Consider the following 20519-nt stretch of genomic DNA (forward strand, 5'->3'; position numbering starts at 1 on the left):
GAGCTGGACGTGATGACCGGCTCCAACCAGGCGAACATCTTCGCCTCGGTCACCCGGGCCTGCCTGGCTGTCTCGCGCTGCACCGGCATCACCGTCTGGGGCGTACGCGACTGCGACTCGTGGCGAGGCTCGGACAACGCGCTGCTGTTCGACTGCGGCGGCAACAAGAAGGCCGCGTACACGAGCGTGCTGAACGCCCTCAACGCCGGCGGCACCACGCCGCCGCCCACCACGCCCCCGCCGACCACGCCGCCGCCCACCACGCCTCCGCCGGGTGGTGGTGGTTGCTCGGCGTCGGTGTCACTGAACTCGTGGACCGGCGGGTTCGTGGCCACCGTGAAGGTGACAGCCGGTTCGTCCGGAACGAACGGTTGGACCGTCAGCGTGACGCTTCCGAGCGGCGCGAGTGTCACCAACACCTGGAGCGCGTCGGCCAGTGGTTCCACGGGCACCGTGCGGTTCACCAACGTGGACTACAACGGGCGGCTCGGCGCGGGTCAGGGCACCGAGTTCGGCTTCCAGGGCAACGGAAGCGGGGCCGGCCTGACCCCCACCTGCACCGCCAGCTGATCACGGCGTCGGTGCGGAGGACGTCTCCTGTCCTCCGCACCGGCCCCGGCTCATCGGCTCTCGGCCGACAGGTCGACGGCCGTGGCGCCGACGACGGCCCGGTTGCCGTCGTGCTGCACGTAGCCGATCACACTCGTCCGCTGTGGGTCCATGGTCCGCGGCGCCCGCACCTCCACCCGAGCCTGCCCGCCGTCCAGGGCCACCGACGTGAAGGCGCGGACCACGTTGTCCTGCCGCAGGGTCCGTCCGGCGTTCTCCCCCCGGGTGATCTCGCTGCTCAGGCCGCGCTCCACGACCGCCACGTTCACCACCGCGTGCTGCGGGGGCCGCTCGGCCCGTACGTCCACCACCACCCGACGTTCGCCGTCGAACTCCCGCACCGTCAGGGCGACGGGTGTGGTGGGCGTCGCCGCCAGGGCGGACGCGATCGCGTTCTCCGCCCGGCGCCGGTCCGACCCGACGAACTCGTCGGTGCCGTTGACGATCATCTGTGGCGTGTAGAGGCGCCCGGAGCGGAAGGCTCGGGCGTACGACTCCTGCCGCGCCGTGTACGCCGCGTCCGCGAACGGGTCCGGCCAGCCCAGGTCGTCCCAGTAGTCGACGTGGAAGCCGAGGGCGAAGACCGGCCGCCCCCGCGTGCGGGCGTCGTCGTCGATCTCGGTCAGCAGTTCCTCCGCGGGAGGGCAGCTCGAACACCCCTGGGAGGTGAACATCTCCACGACGGCGAAGCCGCCGTCAGTCGTCAGGCCCGTCATGGCGCGTCTCCTCCCGGTCCCTCGGCCGGGTCTGCGATTCCCGTTACGGTCGCGAGAATGCCCGCGCACGCTGTGATTGGATGATCCGGTGCAGTTCACCGTGACAGACGCGCCGGAGCGGGAACGCTTCGAGGCGCGCGACGAGGCGGGCGCCCTCGCCGGCATCGTGACCTACCAGCTGACCGGCGGCATCATCGCCTACACCCACACAGAGGTCGACCCCGCGTTCGAGGGCAGGGGTGTCGGCTCGACCCTCGCCCGGGCGGTGATGGACGACGCGCGGGCCCGGAGCCGGACGGTCGTGCCCATCTGCCCGTTCCTCGCCGAGTGGCTGACCAAGCACCCGGAGTACGAGGACATCGTGGCCCGGTCCACGCGGAAGATGAAAAAGTAGAGGTACGAGTGACCACGACAGCGTCCACCTTCCGGGCCCTGCACCACGGTCGCGCCACAGGCGACCCGCTCGTCCTGCCGGGGCCGTGGGACGCGGCGAGCGCCCGGGTCTTCGCCGACGCCGGCTTTCCCGCGCTCGCCACGCCCAGCGCGGGAATCGCCGCCTCCCTCGGGTACGAGGACGGCTCCACGCCACCTGAGGAGATGTTCGCCGCGGTGACCCGGATCGTCCGGGCCGTCGCGGTTCCCGTGTCCGCCGACGTCGAGGGCGGCTACGGTCTCGCCCCCGCCGAACTGGTCGGGCGGATCCTCGACACGGGCGCCGTCGGCTGCAACCTGGAGGACTCCGACGGGCACGGCACCCTCAAGGACCCGCGGCGGCACGCCGACTGGCTGGCCGAGGTGCGGGCGGCGGCGGGCGACGCCCTGTTCATCAACGCGCGCGTCGACACGTTCCTGTTCGGGTCGGGCGACCCGGCCGACGCGGTGGAGCGGGCCCGGCTGTACGTGGCCGCCGGCACCGACTGCGTCTACCCGCTGCGCGCGCCGACCGAGGTGCTGCCGCTGCTCCGCGACGCCGTCGAGGGCCCGCTGAACATGGCCGCCGGCCCGGCCCCGGAGTCCGTGGCCGAGCTGGGGCGGCTCGGCGCCACCCGGATCACCTTCGGGCCGGGGATGCAGCGGTACGCGATGGGCGCGATCGGCGACCTCGCGGCGGCGCTGCGCGCCTGAGCCGTAGCCCCGGACGGCGCGACGCCCCGCCCGGGGAGGGCCCGACCCCGGGAGCCGCCCTCAGGCGTCGACGCGGGCGGCGAGGGCGTCCACCAGTCGGCGGGTCGAGCCGGCCAGATTCCACCTGCCGGCCAGGTCCAGCAGCCGGTCCGGGTCGGCGGGCGCTGTCGGCAGCGCGGTGGGCAGCTCCGGCAGTGGCACGTCCAGGGCGACCCGGACCACCGTCGGCGCCACAGCCAGGTAGTCGCGGGCGGCGACCAGCTTGCCGCGCAGGCCCGGCGCGAAGGACGAGTCGGAGTCGTCGAGCGCGGCCAGGATGCCGGCGATGCTGCCGTACCGTTCGATGAGCCGCGCGGCGGTCTTCTCACCGACGCCCGCCACGCCGGGCAGGCCGTCGCTGGGGTCGCCGCGCAGGGCGGCGAAGTCGGCGTACCTGTCGGCAGGCACGCCGTAGCGCGACCGCACGGCGGCGTCGTCGCAGTCGTCGAGCTTGGCCACGCCGCGCCCGACGTAGAGCAGCCGGACCCCCCGGGCGTCGTCGACGAGCTGGAACAGGTCCCGGTCGCCGGAGACCACCTCGACCGGGCCGGGCTGGGTCACCGACAGCGTGCCGAGCACGTCGTCGGCCTCGTAGCCGGTCGCCCCGACGGACGTGATGCCGACGGCCTCCAGCACCTCCAGGATCATCGGCACCTGCGGGGAGAGCGTGTCCGGTACGACTTCACCGCCCTGCGGCGCCACCCGGTGCGCCTTGTACGACGGCAGCAGGTCGACCCGCCACGCCGGACGCCAGTCGTAGTCGAGGGCGCAGACCATCCGGTCGGCGCCCCGCCCGCGGATCAGGGTGGCGAGCATGTCGAGGAAGCCGCGTACCGCGTTGACGGGGGTGCCGTCCTCGGCGCGCGCGACGGACTCCGGAATGCCGAAGTACGCCCGGAAGTAGAGGCTGGGTGCGTCGATCAGCAGGATCGGGGATCGGTGTGCCACGCCGAACAGCCTGGCACAGCCCTCCGACGATCACTGGTACGCCCGGCCGCCGACGGGTCAGCGCCGGTAGACGGTCTCCCGGCGGGCCAGGTGCTGTACGACGTAGCTCGCCACCAGCAGCAGGATCGCGACCAGCACCTCGACCCAGGCCGCGACCCCGTCGGCCACGGTGAGACCGATGATCAGCAGGACCAGGCCGACGAGCGCCAGCACCCCGGCCCACAGCTGCCGGCGGCGGCGTGTCGCCGCCCGGTCCGCCTCGTTCGCTGCCACCTGGTCCTCCCGGTCGGGACGCCCGCGCGGGCGTCCCGGATCCAGGCTATGACCCCGCGGTGCCGTCCGAGCGGGAAAACGCCCGCGCGGGGCAGGTCACCGACCGGCGGCGACATTGGGGCGCCGGTCGGGCCGCGGATCGTGGTCGGTGAGGTCGCGCAGGTGCCGCACGGGGGAGAGCAGCAGCACCAGCGGCGCGCACACCAGGGTCGCGGCGAAGACGAGCAGGGTGGTGCGGGCGCCGAGCGGGCCGGCCAGGATGCCGGCGACCAGCCCGCCGACCGGGATCGCCCCCCAGGAGACGAACCGCACGGTCGCCATCACCCGGGACAGCAGGTCGGGTGGGCTGGCGATCTGCCGGTACGTCCGGGTGGTCACGCTGAGCACCACCGTGCCGAGGGAGAAGACGATGCTGCCGGCGGCGAACGCGGCGTACGCCGACCAGCCCGTACCCAACGGGATCAGGAACGCTCCGGCGACAGTGGTGAACCCGGCGGCGACCAGCGCGCGGGCGGTGCCGATCCGGTTGGTGATGCGTGTGGTGAGGGCCGCCCCGACCAGCGCGCCGACACCCTCGACGGCGAGCAGGACGCCGACCAGGCCGGCGGGCGCGTGCAGGTCGCGGACGAGGTACAGCGGGTGCAGCGCGAACTGTGCGCCGCAGACGAGGTTCATCGCCGTGGCGGCCCACATGCTCGGCCCCATCACCCGGTGGTCGGTGACGTAGCGCCAGCCCTGGCGGATCAGTTCGCCGACCGGGGGCCAGCGATCCGGCGACGGGACGCGGCTGGTGGGAAGGGTGCGCAGCAGGGCCGCCGAGACGAGGTAGCTGGCGGAGTCGACGAGCAGGGTGGGCACCGCGCCGAGGGCCTGCACGGCGAGGCCGCCGAGGGAGGGCCCGCTGAGCAGGGTGGCCGCGTGGGTGGCGGAGGTGAGGCTGTTGCGGGACTGCAACCGTTCCCGCTCGACGATGCTGGGCAGGAACGTCGCGTTTGCCACGTCGAACAGCACGTTGGCGAAGCTGACGACGAGCGCGGTGACCACCAGGTGGGTCACCGTGAGGTGGCCCCACCACCAGGTGAGCGGGATCGACGCCACTGCGACGGCACGGGCGAGGTCGGCGCCGACCTGGGCGCCGCGCAGCGGCAGGCGTTGCACGATGACGCCGGCGGGCAGGCCGATCACGATCCAGGCGACGTAGCTGGCCGCGGCGATCAGGCCCATCTGGAACGCGGAGGCGTCCAGGACGGTGAGCGCGGTCAGTGGCAGGGCCACGGCGCCGACCGCCGACCCGACCAAGCTTGTCGTGCCGGCGGTCCACCAACGCCAGAACACCGCGGCGCGGTCGTCGACGTGCATGTCGCCGGCCCCCGTTCGTCGCGCCGATGCATCCCGCCAGATCGGTGCGTTCCAATCTGGAACGGACTATAGTCGGGTCGGACGATCGGAGGGAAGCCGGTGCGACGGGAGGATCTCGCCGACGCTGACTGCGGCATCGCACAGGCGCTCGGCGTACTGGGGGACTGGTGGACGTTCCTCATCGTGCGCGACGTCGCCGGCGGCACGACCCGCTTCGACGCGCTCCAGCGCGAGCTGGGTGTCAGTCGGCGCGCGTTGACCGAACGCCTTGCCGCCCTGGTCGAGCACGGTGTGCTGCGACGCCGTCCCTACTCCACGCATCCGCCACGGTACGACTACCTGCTCACCGCGAGGGGCGAGGGACTGTTGCCGGTGCTTATCGCCCTTCAGGACTGGGGAACGAGGCACCTCATGGGCGACGGAGACCTGACCGCGACCGCCGACGCCGAGTCGGCCGAGGCGCGCCGGGTGCACGACCTGATCGGCCGCCGGCTACCGCAGGTCACCCTGCCCGGCCTGGACGGAGAGCCGGTGGCGGTCACCGCACCGGACGCCTGGAGCGTCCTGTACCTCTTTCCCGGGGCGTACGCGCCGGGGGCGGTGCAGAACTACCCGCCCGGTTGGGCGGAGATCCCCGGCGCGCGGGGCTGCACCCTGGAGTCGACCACCTACGCCCGGCGGCACCCGGAGTTCCAGGCGGTGGGGGTACGCGTGCACGGCATCAGCACCCAACGACCGGACCAGCTCGCCGACTTCGCCGCGTACGCCGAGTTGCCGTTCCCGTTGCTGTCCGACCAGGACGGTCGGCTCGCCGCCGGGCTGCTGCTGCCCGTCTTCCGGGCCGGTGGGCAGACCCGGTTCAAGCGGTTGACGCTGCTTGTCGACCCGGCGTCGGTGGTCCGGGCGGTGCAGTTCCCGGTCACCGATCCGGCCGGCTCGGTCGACGAGATGCTCGCCCTGGCCCGCGTGCACGCGGTGGTCCCCGGCTGACGCTGGGCGTCGACCGGGGACCGTGCGGGTCACGCCGTCAGGCCGGAAGGGTCCAGCGCTGGTTGGTGCCGGCGAAGCAGTCCCAGATCTGCAGCCGCGTGCCGTCGGCGGAGCTGTTGTCCGTGGCGTCGAGGCACTTGTTCGACTGCGGGTTGCGCAGGGTGCCGTTGGACTGCGCCTGCCACACCTGGGCGCCGCTGCCGTTGCAGTCCCAGAGCTGGACCTTGGCGCCGTTGGCGGTCGAGCCGCTGGCGATGTCGGCGCACTTGCCGAGGGCGCGCAGCGTGCCGTCGCCGGCTACCGTCCAGGTCTGCGCGGTGGTGCCGTTGCAGGTCCACAGCTGGATGGCGGTGCCGTTGGCGGTGCTGGCCGATGCCACGTCGACGCACTTGCCGCCGATGCCCGTGATCCGGCCGGTACGACCGCTCGGCGGCGGGGTGGTGCCGCCCATGATGGTGTCGTACATGGCGCTGACCAGGGAGGTGGAGCCGGTGGTGTCCTGCGACAGCTCCCAGTTCATCACGCCGCCGGCGTTGGCCAGGGCCCACTGCGTCTTGCGCTTGACAGTCGGGATGCCGTTGTAGCACTGCTGCGCGCCGCCGGCGGTGGTGCAGTCGCGGTTGGCGTTCGCCGGGTCCAGCGCGACAAGGGCCGAGTACGTGAAGTAGCCGGGACGGCTGTAGAACGGGATGCCGAGTACGGCCTTGCTTGCCGGCAGGCCCCGGGCCTTCCACAGGTTGACGCTGTTGATCGACCAGTCGTAGTTCGAGTGCGGGCTGCCGCCGTCGTACGCCATGATGTTGAGCCAGTCGACCTGGTTGAACACGGCTGGCTGCACGCCGTCGAGGTAGTAGCCCTCGCTGACCACGGCGGCGGTGAGCAGTTTGCCGCGGCTGTGCATGGCGCTGCCGAGCTGCGTCATGAGCGCCGTGTAGTTGTTGGCCGAGGCGCCCGGGTCGGGGTACTCCCAGTCCATGTCGACGCCGTCGAGGTTGTACTGGTTGACGAAGGCGACCAGGTTGTTGACGAAGGTCGTCCGGCTGCCGGAGTTGGCGGCGAGGGCTTCGAACGCCGAGTCGTTGCCGTCGTTCCAGCCGCCGACGGCGATCGACACCTTGACGTTGTTGGCGTGCGCCCGCGAGACCAGCGAGGAGAGTTTGCTCGGGTTCTCCACCGCCCGCAGGCTGCCGTCGTTGTTGGGCAGCACGAAGGCGTAGTTGATGTGGGTGAGCTTGTTGTACTGGATGGTGTTCACGTCGCCGGCCCACGAGGGCATGTAGCCGACGCTCTTGAAGTTGTTCGGCAGCACCACGGCCTGCGCGGCGGTGGGGGCGAGGGTCAGGGTGGCGCCGGCGGTGGCCAGCGCGAGCAGGCCGGCGGCGAGGGCGCGGCGCAGTGGTGAGGACATCGGGGGCCTTCCCGTGGGCGGGGGACGACGCCCGCCCGCGCAGGGTTGTCGCGGGCGGGAGGTACGGCAGCAGGGACGGGTGGGCCTCGAGGCAGGCAAATCTTAAAGAGTGTTAACTGTCGGCGTCAATCAAAGTTTGTTGATTTCCTTCGTGCCTGTTGTCCGGGTTCGAGCAACGCCCAAACGACCGTTAAGCTGAGGGGGTGGGAATCGACGAGCTGTACCCGCCCGATCGGCTGATCGCCGCGCAGCGCGCCACGGCCGCCGCCGGTCTGGACGGCCTGCTGCTCACCCCCGGCTCCGACCTGCGCTACCTGACCGGGTACGACGCCCACGCGGGGGAGCGGCTGACCTGCCTCGTGCTGCCCGCCGAGGGCGAGGCGACCCTGATCGTGCCCAGGCTGGAACGCCCGGCCGCCGAGGCGTCCCCCGCGCCGGCCACCGGCGTGCGCATCGTCGACCACGTCGACGGCGTCGACCCGTACCCCCTGGTGGTGGCCGCCCTCGACGGCCCGCCGGCGGCGGTCGGGCTCGCCGACCGGATGTGGGCCGAGCAGGTCCTCGCGCTGCGCGCTGTGCTTCCCCGCGCCACCCAGCGACTCGCCGGGGAGGTGCTGCGCGAGCTGCGGATCCGCAAGTCCCCGGCGGAGGTCGCGGCCCTGGCCGAGGCCGGCGCGGCCATCGACGAGGTGCACCGTCGGATGGGGGAGTGGCTGCGCCCCGGGCGCACCGAGGCCGAGGTGGCGACCGACATCGCCGCGGCGATCCGCGCGACCGGACACGTAAGCGTCGACTTCGTCATCGTGGCCGCCGGGCCGAACGGCGCCAGCCCCCACCACGGGACCTCCGACCGGCCGATCGGCGCCGGCGAGCCCGTGGTGGTCGACATCGGCGGCACCATGGCGTCGGGCTACCGCTCCGACTGCACCCGCACCTACGTGGCGGGAGCACCGGCCCCGGCCGACTTCCTCGACTACTACACGGTGCTGCGCGACGCCCAGCGGGCCGCCGTGGCGGCGGTGCGGCCCGGCATCACCGGCGCGCAGGCCGACGCCGCCGCCCGCGAGCCGATCGCCGCCGCCGGCTACGGCCCCGCGTTCCTGCACCGCACCGGGCACGGCATCGGCCTCGACGGCCACGAGGAGCCCTACCTGGTGGCCGGCAACGACAGGCAGTTGGAGGCCGGGATGGCGTTCTCCATCGAACCGGGCATCTACCTGGCGGGCCGGCACGGCGCCCGCATCGAGGACATCGTCGTCTGCACAACGGACGGCGTGCAACGGCTCAACACCACCCCCACGGAGCTCATCGCGCTATGACTGTCGACCGGATCCTCCCCACCGACGAGGCCCACGACCTGCTGGACCTCGCCACCGAGCTCGCCGACCGCGAACTCGCCCCGAAGGCCGCCGGCTTCGAGGAGCGCGCCGAGTTCCCCCGCGAGGTGCTGCGTACCCTCGGCCGGGCCGGCCTGCTCGGCCTGCCCTACCCCGAGGAGTACGGCGGGGCGGCCCAGCCGTACGAGGTGTACCTCCAGGTGCTGGAGGTCCTGGCCAGCCGCTGGCTCGCCGTCGCCGAGGCGGTCAGCGTGCACACCCTGTCCTGCTACCCGGTGGCCGCGTTCGGCAGCGACGAGCAGCGCAAACTGCTGCCGGACATGCTCGGCGGCGAGCTGCTCGGCGCGTACTGCCTCTCCGAGCCGCAGGGTGGCTCGGACGCGGCGTCGCTGAGCACCCGGGCGGTTCGGGACGGCGACACGTACGTCGTCTCCGGCACCAAGGCGTGGATCACCCACGCCCAGGTGGCCGACTTCTACAACATCTTCTGCCGCACCGGTGAGCCCGGTCCCAAGGGGATCTCCTGCCTGCTCGCCGACTCCGGCACCGCCGGCATCACCCCCCAGACGGCGGAGCGGACCATGGGGTTGCGGTCCTCGCCGGTGGCGCAGATCGCGTTCGACTCGGCGCGGGTGCCGGCCGAGCGGCTGATCGGAGGTGAGGGCACCGGTTTCACCATCGCGATGTCCGCTCTGGACTCGGGTCGGCTGGGCATCGCGGCGTGCGCTGTCGGGCTGGCGCAGGCGGCGCTGGACTACGCGGTGTCCTACGGCCGGGAGCGGCAGCAGTTCGGCAGGTCCATCATCGACTTCCAGGGGCTCGGCTTCCTGCTGGCCGACGCGGCCACCCAGATCTCGGCGGCCCGCGCGCTGACCCTCGCCGCTGCCCGACTGCGTGACGCCGGCCGGCCGTACTCGATCGAGGCGGCCAAGGCGAAGCTCTTCGCCACCGACATGGCGATGCGGGTGACCACCGACGCGGTGCAGGTGCTCGGCGGTGCCGGTTACGTGAGCGATCACCCGGTGGAGCGGTACATGCGCGAGGCCAAGGTGCTCCAGATCGTCGAGGGCACCAACCAGATCCAGCGGCTGGTGATCTCCCGGGCGCTCGCCAAGGGCTGAGACGGCGGGTCCACCGTCGCGTTCGTCGTCGCCGTCGCGCCGTTTTCCCGGTAGGTTGCTCGCCGTGGAGGAGATCGACCGCGCCATCGTCGCAGCGTTGACCGCTGACGGCCGCCTGTCGTACACGGATCTGGCCGAGAAGGTGGGCCTGTCGGTGTCCGCCGTGCACCAGCGGGTGCGCCGGCTGGAGCAGCGCGGGGTAATCAAGGGGTACGCCGCGCGGGTGTCGTTCGAGGCGTTGGACCTGCCGCTGACCGCGTTCGTGGCGATCCGGCCGTTCGACCCGTCGCAGCCGGACGACGCCCCGGAACGGCTGGCGCACCTGCCCGAGATCGACTCGTGCTACTCGGTGGCGGGGGAGGACTTCTACCTGCTGCTGGTGCGGGTGGCGAGCCCCGCGGACCTGGAGCGGGTGCTCCAGGAGATCCGTACGTCGGCGAACGTGACGACCCGCACGACTGTGGTGCTGTCCACGCCGTACGAGAACCGGCCGCCGAAGATCAGTGCCGGGGCGCCGAGTCGGTCGCGGTCCCGGGTGCCGGAGGAGCCGGCTGGTTCCACCGCAGGATGACCTGCCGGTCGTGCTCGTGACCGAGCACGCTTACCGTGGCGGTGTCCAGCCGCAGCCGTGCCCCGGCGGACGGGGGCAGGCCGATCCAGCGGGCCCCCAGCACCCGCAGGCTGTGCGCGTGGCCGACGAGCGCCACGGTGCCCCGGTCCAGCAGCGGGGTGACCCGGGCCAGCACCCGGTCGAGTCGCTCGCCGACCTGCGCGGGTGACTCGCCGCCGGGGCAGCCGTCGGTCCAGATGTTCCAGTGCGGCTGGTTCTCGTGGATGTCGACGGTGGTGCGGCCCTCGTACTCGCCGTAGTTCCACTCGCTGAGGTCCTCGTCGACGGCGTCGACGGTGAGCCCGGCGAGCTGCGCGGTGCGCAGCGCCCGGGAGCGGGGGCTGGCCAGCACGCTCACGAACCGCCGGCCGGCCAGGAACGCCGCGAGGGTGCGGGCCTGCCGCTCGCCGTCGGGGGTCAGCTCCAGATCGGTGTACGAGGTGTGCCGCAGGCTGGCACTCCAGGTGGTCTCGCCGTGCCGGATCAGCAGGAGCTCTCCCATCCGATCAGTTAACCACCGCCGCTCGGCCGGCACCCGGCGGTTGTGGTGTGGGCGGCGCCGCACGCTCGACGGGCGGGCGCGGATCAGTCGGCGGGTGCGCCGAACCAGCGGGAGAGCTGGCCGTCCAGGTCCTGCTGATCATCGCCGATCCAGGCGACGTGACCGTCGGGTCGGAGCAGGACGCACGGGACGTCCAGTGCCGCGGTCGGATCCGCGATGTTGTCGACGCGGTCTGACCAGCCGCCGACGGTCAGGCGTCCGGTGCGGTCCAGCAGCAGGCCACGGCCGTGGTGCAGCAGCCCGTAGAGGTGGCCCTGTCGCACGTCGATGTCGGGCAGGCGGCGGCCGATCAGGTCGGGGCCCGGGCCGAAGTCGTACCGGATGTCGAGGGCGGTGATCTTCTCGATCAGATGGCGGTTCACCTCGTCGAAGTCCATCAACGTGGTGAGCAGCCTGCGCACGGCCTGCGCGCCTGGCGCGGTGGACAGCAGTTCCGTCTGGGCGCGGGTGTTGTCCAGCACCTCCTCGGCGACCGGACGGCGTTCTGCCTGGTACGTGTCCAGCAGGGTGTCGGGCGCCCAGCTGCGGATCTGGGCGGCCAGTTTCCAGCCCAGGTTGAAGGCGTCCTGAACGCCCAGGTTGAGGCCCTGTCCGCCGATGGGCGGATGGATGTGCGCCGCGTCGCCGGCCAGCAGCACCCGCCCGACCCGGTACCGTTCGGCGAGCCGGGTGGCGTCGCCGAAGCGGGACATCCAGCGCGGGGAGTGCACACCGAAATCGGTTCCGGCGATGGCACGCAACTGTTGCTTGAAGTCGTCGAGGGTGGCCGGCTTCGCGCGGTCGCTGACTCCCGCGGCGGGCACGAGGACGCTGTACGTCTCCCCGCCCGCGGGCCGGAGCCAGAATCGATGATGGTTCTCGCGGAGCCCGGCCACCGTGGCGGCGATCTCCTCCGGTGGCATACCGACCGACATCTCGCCCATCAGGGTCTCGTTCTGGGCGGGCTCGCCGGGAAATCCGACACCGAGCAGTTTGCGCACCGTGCTGCGCCCGCCGTCACAGCCGACGAGGTAGCGCGAGCGCAGTTGTGCCCCGTCGGCCAGCTCGACCGTCACACAGTCGTCGTCCTGCTGGAGGCCGGTGACCGCGCACCCGCGCCGGATCTGCGCACCGAGTTCGATCGCGTGCTCCGCGAGCAGCCGTTCGATGACCGGCTGCGGGATGCCCAGGAGATAGGCGTACGTGGAATCCAGGCTCGTCGGCGGGGGCTTGGGGATGGCGGCGAAGAAACCGCCGGCCGGACGCCGCCTGCCGTGCGGGAGGATGCGATCCAGCAGTCCGCGCATCGCCATCAGTTCGAGGCTGCGGATGTGCAGACCGACTATGCGTACGAACGACGTGGGGTCGTTCTCCTTCTCCAGAACCAGGACCCGCACATCGTGCAGTCGTAGTTCGGCGGCCAGCATCGCGCCGGTCGGGCCGCAACCGGCGATGATCACGTCGAAGTGGGGTGCGCGATCGGGGCCGGAGTCCGGTGACTGGGGCTCGGGGAGGTGGCCGGTGGCGGAGTGTCGTTCGAGTGCGTCGGTCGTCGACGGCTCGGCGGTGAATGGCAGAGGTTGCACAGGTGTTGCCCTTCGGGAGTGCCGTTTGGCGTGGCGCTCCCGGCGACACCTACGTCAATCGCCCGATCGTGACGGGAGGGGGAGCACCCACATCGATACAGCGTTCATGGGTCTCACCTCCTCGGGCCGTGTCACGTTCGCCCGCAAGCTACAAGCCCGTCCGTCGTGTCGTCCAATCCTTTTCCGACGACTCCCGAAGGCCTCTTCGGTTGATTCTCCACAACCTATCTTCCTAGGATGCCTGAGCGGATGTGCCGACCGGCACCGCCGGTTTCGGCACCCGAAGACCGGGCAAGCGAGGCGGAACAACCGCCAGACCGAGGAGGCGCGATGAGCTTCACCGAGAAGGCAAAGAGCAAGGTTGAGCAGCTGGCCGGCGCCGCGAAGGAGCGCGTCGGCGACATGACCGACAACGAGCCGATGCGCGGCGACGGCGCGAGCCAGCAGTCGAACGCGCGGGCCAAGCAGGCCGGGCAGAGCATGAAGGACGCCGGCAGCAAGATCAAGGACGCCTTCAACAAGTGACCCGAGTGACCGTCGGAGCCCCGGGCAGGTGCTGCCCGGGGCTCCGACGCGTATGCCGCTAGGGTCGCGGGGTGACCGTGCTGCGTTCCCTGGTGTTGTTCGCGCTTGCCGCGCTGGCCGAGATTGGCGGCGCCTGGCTGGTGTGGCAGGGCTGGCGTGAACAGCGGGGTCTGTGGTGGATCGCGGCCGGTGTGGTCGCGCTGGGCTGTTACGGCTTCGTCGCCACCTTCCAGCCGGACGCGAACTTCGGGCGGATCCTGGCCGCGTACGGCGGGGTGTTCGTGGCGGGTTCGCTGGGCTGGGCGATGGTGGTGGACGGGTTCCGCCCGGACCGCTGGGACGTCACCGGCGCGGCGCTCTGTCTGCTCGGCGTCGCGGTCATCATGTACGCCCCGCGCGGCGGCGCCCCCGCCTAAGGTCGGGGACAGTGAGCCCCGTTCACCTCTGCGATGATCTGCGGCGTGATCCGCCCTCGGCTCCGCCCGTTGTCCTGCGTACTGGTCGCGGTGGCCGTTGTCGGCGCCGCCGCCTGCTCGGCGTCCCGGGTGCCGCCACCGGAACGGCCGGTCTTCGTCGGCTCGTCAGCCGCGCCGTCGGCACGTGTCAGTCCCACCCCGACGGCATCCACCGTCCCGGACGTGGCGCCGGTGACCTCCGTGCCGGGGGCGACGCCTGTGGGAACCCGGGCGCCTGTGGTCGACCACGGGCCGCGGACCGGTGACAAGGTCGCGTTGACCTTCGACGCGGACATGACCGACGCGATGCTGGGCAACCTGCGCGCCGGCCGGGTGACGTCGTACGCGAACCTGCGGATCCTCGACCTGCTAGAGCGCGAGCGGGTGCCTGCGACGTTCTTCCTCACCGGAAAGTGGGTGCAGCGGTACCCGGACGTGACGCGGCGGATCGCCGACAATCCCCGCTTCGAGCTGGCGAACCACACCTACGGGCACGCGGCGTTCACCGCTGACTGCTACGACCTGCCCCGGTCGCCTGTCGGTGAGTTGGCCGAGGACGTGGCGAGGACGTTCGAGGTGATCGAGGCGTACGGGGGGCGGCAGACCCGGTACTTCCGGTTTCCGGGGCTGTGCCACGACGCGGCGGCGCTGGACGCCCTGGCGCCGCTGGGCGTGACTGTGGTCGACGGGGACGTGGTCAGCGGGGATCCGTTCGCGACGGCGTGGAAGCCGTTGGTGCGGGCGGTGCTCGATCACGTACGCCCCGGGTCGGTGGTGATCATGCATGTGACCGAGGCGAACGCGGCGATGACCGATGAGGCGCTTCCGCACATCCTGGCCGGGTTGCGGGAACGGGGCCTGGTGCCGGCGCCGTTGTCCGAGGTGTTGGTGGCCTGACGGCCCGTCGCGCCGGGGCGCGCCACAACGCGTTCGCGCGACCTGTCACGGTTGAGGTCCTCCCGGACATGGAGTGAACGTGAGCTCCGGCATCGAGTACTACGAGGACCACTTCCGGCGCGTCTACGTCGCGGACTTCGAGCCGTTGTTGTCGTACGCGCTGCGGCGCGTCGAGCACCCCGAGGACGCGGCCGACGTCGTCGCGGAGACGTTCCTGGTGGCGTGGCGTCGTCGGCACGACATTCCGGACGGTGCCGAGGCCCGTCTCTGGCTGTACGGGGTGGCCCGGCGGGTGTTGGCCAACCATCACCGTGGCGGCGTGCGCCGGCAGCGGCTGGGTGAGCGGTTGCGTCAGCAGATCGTCGCCACGGTGGCCGTCGATCCGGGCAGTGAGGTGCCCGAGCAGCTCGCCGTCCGGGCGGCGTTGGCGGGTCTGGGTGGGCTGGATCGGGAGGTGCTGATGCTCACGGTCTGGGAGGGTCTGCAACCGCGCGAGGTGGCGGCGGTCCTGGGGGTGGGTCCGGCCGTGGTCCGGACCCGACTGTCGCGGGCGCGCGCCCGGCTGCGGGAGCTTGTCGGTGACGACCTCGGACCGCCCGGACATGTACTGGACGTGCTGACCGCAGCCACCCGCAAGGAGGAGAGATGACCGAGGAACAGCTGGACCGGTTGGTTCGCGACGCCGACCCCGCTCGGCTGGACGTCGTCGGTGCCCTCGGCGGGGTGAAGCAGTCCATCCTGGAGGAGATCATGTCGGAGTCGACGCTCGATCGTTTCGTGGAGCCGCCGCGACGGCGACCGGGGGCGGGGCGGACGGTGCGTCGCTTCGCGGGCGTGGTGACGGCGGCCGCGGTGCTCGCCGGCGTCCTTGGCGTGTCCGTCCTGGTACGTGAGCCGGGGGAGGGCGGTGAGGAACCTGCCGCGCCGGCTGCCGGTGCGCCGGTTGTCTACTCGCCTGTGGCGATGCGGGCCGCGGAGAAGAATCCGCGGCTGCTGATCAACCAGCCGGGCTGGGTGGCGACCACCGTGTACGGGTTCGCCCAGGAGGAGGGCACCATCGCGTTTCGTCGAGGCGATCGAGAGTTGGAGATGAACTGGTACCCGGCCGGCGGGTACGCGGACCGTTTCGACGACCGGCTCGAGGTCAGCCGGCCGGAGGCGGTGCGGGTCGACGGTTGGCCTGGTGATCTGTTCCGGTACTCCGCCCGGGACTTCGCGGTGATCCTGCGTCCCCGCGACGGTGTGTTCGTGGAGATGCGTACCGGGGACAACTGGTCCCGTGGGGAGTTCGACCAGGTTCTCGCGGCGGTCGTGCGCGTGGATGTGCGGACCTGGTTGGGCGCGCTGCCGGCGGAGATCGTCACGCCGGAGCGGGTGCGGGCGCGGGCGGGTGAGGTGCTCGCGGGCGTGCCGCTTCCGCCGGGCTTCGATGTCGCGGCGCTGGAGGAGGTCGGTGTGAACGACTCGTACCAGTTCGGTGCCGCGGTGACGTCGCTTGTGGGCTGCGGGTGGATCGCGGAGTGGCAGCGGGCGAGGGCGGGCGGGGACGAGGCCGCGGTGCGGCGGGCCGTCGAGGCGATGCGCGGCAGCCACACCTGGCGGGTGTTGCGGGAGATGGACGAGGCCGGTGACTGGCCGGAGGTGTTCTGGGAGTACGCCGACGAGATCGCGGCGGGGAGGCTGCCGGCCGGGTACGCGCAGGGCCTGGGCTGCCGGTGACGGTGGACGGCGACACCCCCGGGGAGGTCCCGGGGGTGTCGTGGTCGGTGGGTCAGTCGTCGCGGTGGTCGGCCCACCACTGCTGGCCGCCGTCGGGCAGGGTGTCGATCGGGTCGTAGTAGGCGTAGCGCTTGTTGAGCGCCTCCAGGTCGGTGGACTCGATGGAGGTGCGGTAGTTCTTGGTCCAGTAGGAGATGCCGCGTTCCCGGTCGTAGTCGGTGAGCATGTGCACCCAGCGCTTCCCGACGAACGGCACGTCGCACACGATGCGGGGGGTGGCGTACCCGGGCAGGTAGCCCATGATGTCGTGCTGGAGCTGCTGGGCGTGCCAGACCGGGACGCGCCAGTGTTCGGCGTTGGGGATCATGTCGCACATGTAGAAGTAGTACGGCAGGATCCCGGCTTCGCCCTGGAGGGCGAAGCAGAGGTCGAGCAGCTCGGGGGTGGTGGCGTTGACGCCGCGCATGAGCACGCCCTGGTTGCGGACGTCGCGGACGCCGACGTCGAGGGCGGTCTGGGCGGCCTTGGCGACCAGTGGGGTGAGCGACTGGGCGTGGTTGACGTGGGTGTGGATGGCGAGGTTGACGCCGCGTCGGGCGGCGGTGCGGGCGACGCGTTCGAGGCCTTCGACGACGTCGGGCTGGAGCCAGTGCTGGGGCAGGCCCATGAGGGCCTTGGTGGCGAGCCGGATGTCGCGGACCGTCTCCAGTTCCAGCAGGCGCATGAGGTACGACTCGAGGTTGCGCCAGGGGACGTTTGCCACGTCGCCACCGGAGACGACGACGTCGCGGACGCCGGGGTGGGCCTTGAGGTAGGCGATGTGGGCGTCGTAGCGGTCGACGGGCTTGAGGGTGAGTTTGAGTTTGTCGACGGCGGGGGTGGAGTTGCCGACCAGGTCCATGCGGGTGCAGTGGCCGCAGTACTGCGGGCAGGTGGAGAGCAGTTCGGCGAGGACCTTGGTGGGGTAGCGGTGGGTGAGGCCTTCGGCGACCCACATGTCGTGTTCGTGGAGGCTGTCGCGGCTGGCGTAGGGGTGTGACGGCCAGTCGGTGCGCCGGTCGGAGGCGACGGGGATCATGTAGCGGCGGATGGGGTCGGCGAGCAGCGCCTCGGTGGTGAGGGGCGCGAACGGCACCATCGTGTTGATCATTTGTGGTGGCACCAGCATGGACATGGTTGCCATGGCCTTCTGGTCGGCCTCGAGGTCGGCGTAGAAGCTCTCGTCGACGAGGTCGCCGAGGACGACGCGGAGCTGCTTGATGTTCTTGACGCAGTTGACGCGTTGCCACTGGGCGGATTCCCACTGCTCGCGGGTGACGTGGCGCCAGCCGGGGAAGCGGGTCCAGTCGGGTTCGACCAGGGGGCGGCGGTGGTATTCGTACGGTTGCCCGGCGGTCGGTGCGGCGACCGGGGCGTGACGGGGTTGAGGGATGGTCTCAACCGGTTGGGTCTGGGTCACGGCCCCTCCTCGGTGCTGCGGCTGATCAACGGGCCCGAAGGCTACTGGAAAATATTCGGTACAGAAACTAGTCTGCCGTAAGTTTTCCCGTTACGCGAGCCTTGACGGTGGCTTCGGACGGCTGGACAGGGGAGGTCGGCGTGACGTCACCGGTGGGACTGCACCGCGTCGTGGAACCGGCGGGGGTGCTGCCGCAGGCGGCCTGGCGGCTGGACGCGTCCGCCGCCATCGCGCCCAACGAGGTGCGGATCCGGGTGCAGCGGCTCAACCTCGACGCGGCGAGCTTCCGGCAGTTGTCCGAGAAGCACGGCGGCGACGGTGACGCGGTCCGTGCCGAGGTGCTGGAGATCATATCGACGCGGGGCAAGATGCAGAACCCGGTGACCGGCTCCGGCGGCATGCTGATCGGCACCGTCGAGGAGGCCGGTCGGCGTTCCCCGCTCGGGCTCAAGCCCGGTGAGCGGGTCGCCACGCTCGTGTCGTTGACGTTGACGCCGCTTGTCGTGACCGACGGGCTGGCCCGCTGGGACGGCCGCAGCGAGCAGGTGCCGTGCGACGGGTGGGCGATCCTGTTCGCGCGGTCCATCGCCGCGGTGCTGCCCGACGACGAGGACCCCCAGTTGTCCCTCGCCGTGCTGGACGTGTGCGGGGCGCCCGCGCTGACCGCCCGGGTGGTGTCGCGGTACGTCGAGGATCGTCAGCGTGCCGGTGACCCGACGCCGGTGCGGGTCGCGGTGATCGGTGGGGCGGGCAAGAGCGGGTCGCTGTCCCTCGCGGCGGCGCGGCGGGCGGGCGCCGCCCGTACCGTGGGCGTGGTTCCGGTGGCGGCGGAGCGCGACGCGCTGACGGCCGCCGGTCTGGCCTCGGTGGTGGCGTTGGCCGACGCGCGGGACCCGGTCGGGTTGTCCACGGCGGTGACCACCGCGCTGGGCGCCCCGGCGGACGTGACTGTGGTGTGCGTGGACGTGCCGGGGTGTGAGCACGGGGCGGTGCTGGCCACCGCTGACGGCGGCACGGTGATCTTCTTCTCGATGGCGACGAGTTTCTCGGCGGCGGCGTTGGGCGCCGAGGGGCTGGCGGCGGACGTGACGATGCTTGTGGGCAACGGGTACGTGCCGGGGCACGCGGAGCTGGCGCTGGGGTTGTTGCGCGCCGAGCCGGGGGTGCGTCAGCTGTTCACGGCACGGATCGCGGCAGACTGAGGTCATGACGAACCCCTCGACGTTGTACCGCGGCGGCGTCCTGCACTGTCCCGCCGATCCGAGCGCCACGGCGCTGCTGGTGTCCGCTGGGCGGATCGCCTGGTTGGGGACCGACGGTGACGCGCCGCCGGCCGACCGGGTGGTGGACCTGGGTGGGGCGCTGGTGACGCCGGCGTTCGTGGACGCGCACGTGCACGCCACCGACACCGGGTTGGCGTTGTCCGGGCTGGAGTTGTCCGGGGTGCGCTCGGCGGGGCAGTTGCTGGACGCGGTGGCGGCGTTCGCGGCGGGTCTGCCGGCCGACGCGGTGGTGCTGGGCCACGGTTGGGACGAGTCGGGCTGGTCGGATCCGGCGTTGCCGGACGCGGCGGCGCTGGACCGGGCGGCCGGGGGCCGGCGGGTGTACCTGTCGCAGGCGTCGATCCATTCGGCGCTTGTGTCGTCGGCGTTGCTGGCGGCGTGCCCGCAGGCGGCGACCGAGGCCGGGTACGACGCGTCGGGCTGGTTGCGGCGCGACGCGCACCATGTGGTGCGGGCGGCGGCGCAGGGGTCGGTGAGTCGGGCGCAGCGGGTCGCCGCGCAGCGGGTGGCCCTGGAGCACGCGGCGTCGCTCGGCATCGCGGCGGTGCACGAGTGCGGTGGTCCGGAGATCTCCGACGAGGAGGACTTCACCGGCCTGCTGGGCATCTCCGGCGCGGGTCTGCCCGAGGTGTACGGGTACTGGGGCGAGTTGGGTGGCGCCGCGCGGGCCCGGGAGTTGGGCGCGGTGGGTGCCGGTGGTGACCTGTTCGCCGACGGGGCGTTGGGTTCGCGTACGGCGCACGTGTCGCAGCCGTACGGCGACGGTGACGGCTGCGGGCACGGGTACCTGTCGGCGCACCAGGTGCGTGATCACCTGGTGGACTGCGCGGCGCACGGCATGCAGGGCGGGTTCCACGCGATCGGTGACGCGGCGATCGGCACGGTGCTTGAGGGCTTCGCGGCGGCGGCTTCGACGCTCGGCGTGGAGCGGCTGCGCGCGGCGCGGCACCGCGTCGAGCACGCGGAGATCATGAACAAGCGGATGATCGCCCAGTTCGTGGAGTACGGGGTCGTGGCGAGCATGCAGCCGGCGTTCGACAGGTTGTGGGGCGGCGCGGGTCGGATGTACGAGGCGCGGTTGGGGTTGGACCGGTCGTTGGAGTCGAACCCGATGGGTGCGATGCACTCGGTGGGTGTGGCGTTGGCGTTCGGGTCGGATTCGCCCGTGACGCCGCTGGACCCGTGGGGGTCGGTGCGGGCGGCGGCGGCGCACCACAACCCGGCGCAGCGGATGAGTGTGCGGTCGGCGTTCGCGGCGCACAGCCGGGGTGGGTGGCGGGCGGTGCACCTGGACGCCGAGGGCGTTCTCGCGCTGGGCGCGCCGGCGACGTTCGCGGTGTGGTCGACGCCGGCCGGGGTGGAGCGGGGCCTGCCGGTGCTGCTGGCCGAGGACCCGGAGCTGCGGGGTCCGGACGATCCGACGCCGCTGCCGGTCTGCCGGCGCCTGGTGCTGCGCGGTGAGGTCATCTACGAGGAAGGGTCGTCGTGAACGAGCGGACGAGCGGTGTGGCGGGGGCGG

General features: G+C 72.0%; 22 protein-coding genes. 14 read left to right on the forward strand and 8 right to left on the reverse strand.

Annotation, left to right across the window (positions count from 1 at the left end):
* On the forward strand, window positions 1–570 hold a 570-nt coding region (locus ACZ6N8_RS26110), incomplete at its 5' end, for a cellulose binding domain-containing protein (protein WP_466013145.1).
* A gap of 50 nt (window positions 571–620) precedes the next feature.
* Here ACZ6N8_RS26110 and ACZ6N8_RS26115 read toward each other — a convergent pair.
* Window positions 621–1325 carry a DUF1223 domain-containing protein gene (locus ACZ6N8_RS26115; RefSeq protein ID WP_466013146.1) on the reverse strand — a complete coding sequence of 235 codons (705 nt, stop codon included), beginning with the start codon at window positions 1323–1325 and terminating at the stop codon, window positions 621–623.
* A gap of 88 nt (window positions 1326–1413) precedes the next feature.
* Here ACZ6N8_RS26115 and ACZ6N8_RS26120 point away from each other — a divergent pair, with 88 nt between their 5' ends.
* Together ACZ6N8_RS26120 and ACZ6N8_RS26125 are read left to right on the forward strand one after the other, a co-directional pair.
* Window positions 1414–1719: a GNAT family N-acetyltransferase gene (locus ACZ6N8_RS26120; protein ID WP_364365259.1), complete on the forward strand. Its 306-nt coding sequence runs from the start codon at window positions 1414–1416 to the stop codon at window positions 1717–1719.
* Window positions 1720–1727: 8 nt separating this feature from the next.
* Window positions 1728–2450 carry an isocitrate lyase/PEP mutase family protein gene (locus ACZ6N8_RS26125; protein WP_466013147.1) on the forward strand — a complete coding sequence of 241 codons (723 nt, stop codon included), beginning with the start codon at window positions 1728–1730 and terminating at the stop codon, window positions 2448–2450.
* 60 nt (window positions 2451–2510) lie between these two features.
* Here ACZ6N8_RS26125 and ACZ6N8_RS26130 read toward each other — a convergent pair whose 3' ends face one another.
* The 3 genes from ACZ6N8_RS26130 to ACZ6N8_RS26140 all read right to left on the reverse strand — a co-directional run bounded on the left by ACZ6N8_RS26130 (window position 2511) and on the right by ACZ6N8_RS26140 (window position 5069).
* The gene (locus ACZ6N8_RS26130) at window positions 2511–3437 is read right to left on the reverse strand and encodes a 5'-3' exonuclease (RefSeq protein WP_466013148.1); all 927 of its coding nucleotides are present in this window, start codon (window positions 3435–3437) and stop codon (window positions 2511–2513) included.
* A 57-nt stretch (window positions 3438–3494) separates the two neighbouring features.
* Window positions 3495–3710 carry a hypothetical protein gene (locus ACZ6N8_RS26135; RefSeq protein ID WP_466013149.1) on the reverse strand — a complete coding sequence of 72 codons (216 nt, stop codon included), beginning with the start codon at window positions 3708–3710 and terminating at the stop codon, window positions 3495–3497.
* A gap of 96 nt (window positions 3711–3806) precedes the next feature.
* Window positions 3807–5069, reverse strand: a complete 1263-nt coding sequence (locus tag ACZ6N8_RS26140; RefSeq protein ID WP_466013150.1) for an MFS transporter — start codon at window positions 5067–5069, stop codon at window positions 3807–3809.
* Window positions 5070–5168: 99 nt separating this feature from the next.
* Here ACZ6N8_RS26140 and ACZ6N8_RS26145 point away from each other — a divergent pair, with 99 nt between their 5' ends.
* A complete protein-coding gene (locus ACZ6N8_RS26145; RefSeq protein ID WP_466013151.1) occupies window positions 5169–6059 on the forward strand; it encodes a winged helix-turn-helix transcriptional regulator in 891 nt (296 codons plus the stop codon).
* A gap of 37 nt (window positions 6060–6096) precedes the next feature.
* Here ACZ6N8_RS26145 and ACZ6N8_RS26150 read toward each other — a convergent pair whose 3' ends face one another.
* Window positions 6097–7467 carry a glycosyl hydrolase family 18 protein gene (locus tag ACZ6N8_RS26150; protein ID WP_466013152.1) on the reverse strand — a complete coding sequence of 457 codons (1371 nt, stop codon included), beginning with the start codon at window positions 7465–7467 and terminating at the stop codon, window positions 6097–6099.
* 203 nt (window positions 7468–7670) lie between these two features.
* On the opposite strand from ACZ6N8_RS26150, the gene ACZ6N8_RS26155 reads away from it, so the two are divergent.
* From ACZ6N8_RS26155 to ACZ6N8_RS26165, 3 genes are all read left to right on the forward strand, one after another.
* Window positions 7671–8786, forward strand: a complete 1116-nt coding sequence (locus ACZ6N8_RS26155; RefSeq protein WP_466013153.1) for a M24 family metallopeptidase — start codon at window positions 7671–7673, stop codon at window positions 8784–8786.
* The gene (locus tag ACZ6N8_RS26160) at window positions 8783–9925 is read left to right on the forward strand and encodes an acyl-CoA dehydrogenase family protein (RefSeq protein ID WP_466013154.1); all 1143 of its coding nucleotides are present in this window, start codon (window positions 8783–8785) and stop codon (window positions 9923–9925) included. The genes ACZ6N8_RS26155 and ACZ6N8_RS26160 overlap by 4 nt, the downstream gene beginning before the upstream one ends.
* 64 nt (window positions 9926–9989) lie before the next feature.
* Window positions 9990–10496: an Lrp/AsnC family transcriptional regulator gene (locus ACZ6N8_RS26165; protein WP_151490042.1), complete on the forward strand. Its 507-nt coding sequence runs from the start codon at window positions 9990–9992 to the stop codon at window positions 10494–10496.
* Here ACZ6N8_RS26165 and ACZ6N8_RS26170 read toward each other — a convergent pair.
* Both ACZ6N8_RS26170 and rox read right to left on the reverse strand, forming a co-directional pair.
* A complete protein-coding gene (locus ACZ6N8_RS26170) occupies window positions 10426–11037 on the reverse strand; it encodes a histidine phosphatase family protein (RefSeq protein ID WP_387122167.1) in 612 nt (203 codons plus the stop codon). The two genes, ACZ6N8_RS26165 and ACZ6N8_RS26170, sit on opposite strands and share 71 nt — an antisense overlap.
* Before the next feature lie 83 nt (window positions 11038–11120).
* Entirely contained in the window at window positions 11121–12536 is a 1416-nt protein-coding gene (rox, locus tag ACZ6N8_RS26175) for a rifampin monooxygenase (RefSeq protein ID WP_466013264.1), read from the reverse strand.
* A 456-nt stretch (window positions 12537–12992) separates the two neighbouring features.
* Here rox and ACZ6N8_RS26180 point away from each other — a divergent pair, with 456 nt between their 5' ends.
* The 5 genes from ACZ6N8_RS26180 to ACZ6N8_RS26200 all read left to right on the forward strand — a co-directional run bounded on the left by ACZ6N8_RS26180 (window position 12993) and on the right by ACZ6N8_RS26200 (window position 16258).
* Complete coding sequence (locus tag ACZ6N8_RS26180; RefSeq protein ID WP_357992205.1) at window positions 12993–13187, forward strand: CsbD family protein; 195 nt, start codon at window positions 12993–12995, stop codon at window positions 13185–13187.
* A gap of 71 nt (window positions 13188–13258) precedes the next feature.
* Entirely contained in the window at window positions 13259–13603 is a 345-nt protein-coding gene (locus ACZ6N8_RS26185) for a YnfA family protein (RefSeq protein ID WP_466013155.1), read from the forward strand.
* Between the two features lie 45 nt (window positions 13604–13648).
* The gene (locus tag ACZ6N8_RS26190) at window positions 13649–14539 is read left to right on the forward strand and encodes a polysaccharide deacetylase family protein (protein ID WP_466013156.1); all 891 of its coding nucleotides are present in this window, start codon (window positions 13649–13651) and stop codon (window positions 14537–14539) included.
* A 79-nt stretch (window positions 14540–14618) separates the two neighbouring features.
* Complete coding sequence (locus ACZ6N8_RS26195) at window positions 14619–15188, forward strand: RNA polymerase sigma factor (RefSeq protein ID WP_466013157.1); 570 nt, start codon at window positions 14619–14621, stop codon at window positions 15186–15188.
* Window positions 15185–16258, forward strand: coding sequence for a hypothetical protein (locus tag ACZ6N8_RS26200; RefSeq protein ID WP_466013158.1), 1074 nt, complete (start codon window positions 15185–15187; stop codon window positions 16256–16258). The genes ACZ6N8_RS26195 and ACZ6N8_RS26200 overlap by 4 nt, the downstream gene beginning before the upstream one ends.
* Window positions 16259–16310: 52 nt before the next feature.
* On the opposite strand, the gene ACZ6N8_RS26205 is transcribed toward ACZ6N8_RS26200, so the two are convergent.
* Window positions 16311–17717 carry a KamA family radical SAM protein gene (locus ACZ6N8_RS26205; RefSeq protein ID WP_466013159.1) on the reverse strand — a complete coding sequence of 469 codons (1407 nt, stop codon included), beginning with the start codon at window positions 17715–17717 and terminating at the stop codon, window positions 16311–16313.
* Between the two features lie 140 nt (window positions 17718–17857).
* Between ACZ6N8_RS26205 and kdd the strand changes: the two genes are divergently transcribed.
* Entirely contained in the window at window positions 17858–18919 is a 1062-nt protein-coding gene (gene kdd, locus ACZ6N8_RS26210) for an L-erythro-3,5-diaminohexanoate dehydrogenase (RefSeq protein WP_466013160.1), read from the forward strand.
* 4 nt (window positions 18920–18923) lie between these two features.
* Complete coding sequence (locus ACZ6N8_RS26215) at window positions 18924–20489, forward strand: amidohydrolase (RefSeq protein ID WP_466013161.1); 1566 nt, start codon at window positions 18924–18926, stop codon at window positions 20487–20489.
* Window positions 20490–20519: the final 30 nt, after the last annotated feature.

It is taken from the genome of Micromonospora sp. NPDC047521 (assembly GCF_055587305.1).

Coding starts and splice junctions, on each gene's coding strand:
- ACZ6N8_RS26180 (WP_357992205.1), top strand. CDS start 12,993: ATGAGCTTCACCGAGAAGGCAAAGAGCAAGGTTGAGCAGCTGGCCGGC.
- ACZ6N8_RS26215 (WP_466013161.1), top strand. CDS start 18,924: ATGACGAACCCCTCGACGTTGTACCGCGGCGGCGTCCTGCACTGTCCC.
- ACZ6N8_RS26200 (WP_466013158.1), top strand. CDS start 15,185: ATGACCGAGGAACAGCTGGACCGGTTGGTTCGCGACGCCGACCCCGCT.
- ACZ6N8_RS26160 (WP_466013154.1), top strand. CDS start 8,783: ATGACTGTCGACCGGATCCTCCCCACCGACGAGGCCCACGACCTGCTG.
- ACZ6N8_RS26150 (WP_466013152.1), bottom strand. CDS start 7,467: ATGTCCTCACCACTGCGCCGCGCCCTCGCCGCCGGCCTGCTCGCGCTG.
- ACZ6N8_RS26140 (WP_466013150.1), bottom strand. CDS start 5,069: ATGCACGTCGACGACCGCGCCGCGGTGTTCTGGCGTTGGTGGACCGCC.
- ACZ6N8_RS26170 (WP_387122167.1), bottom strand. CDS start 11,037: ATGGGAGAGCTCCTGCTGATCCGGCACGGCGAGACCACCTGGAGTGCC.
- ACZ6N8_RS26115 (WP_466013146.1), bottom strand. CDS start 1,325: ATGACGGGCCTGACGACTGACGGCGGCTTCGCCGTCGTGGAGATGTTC.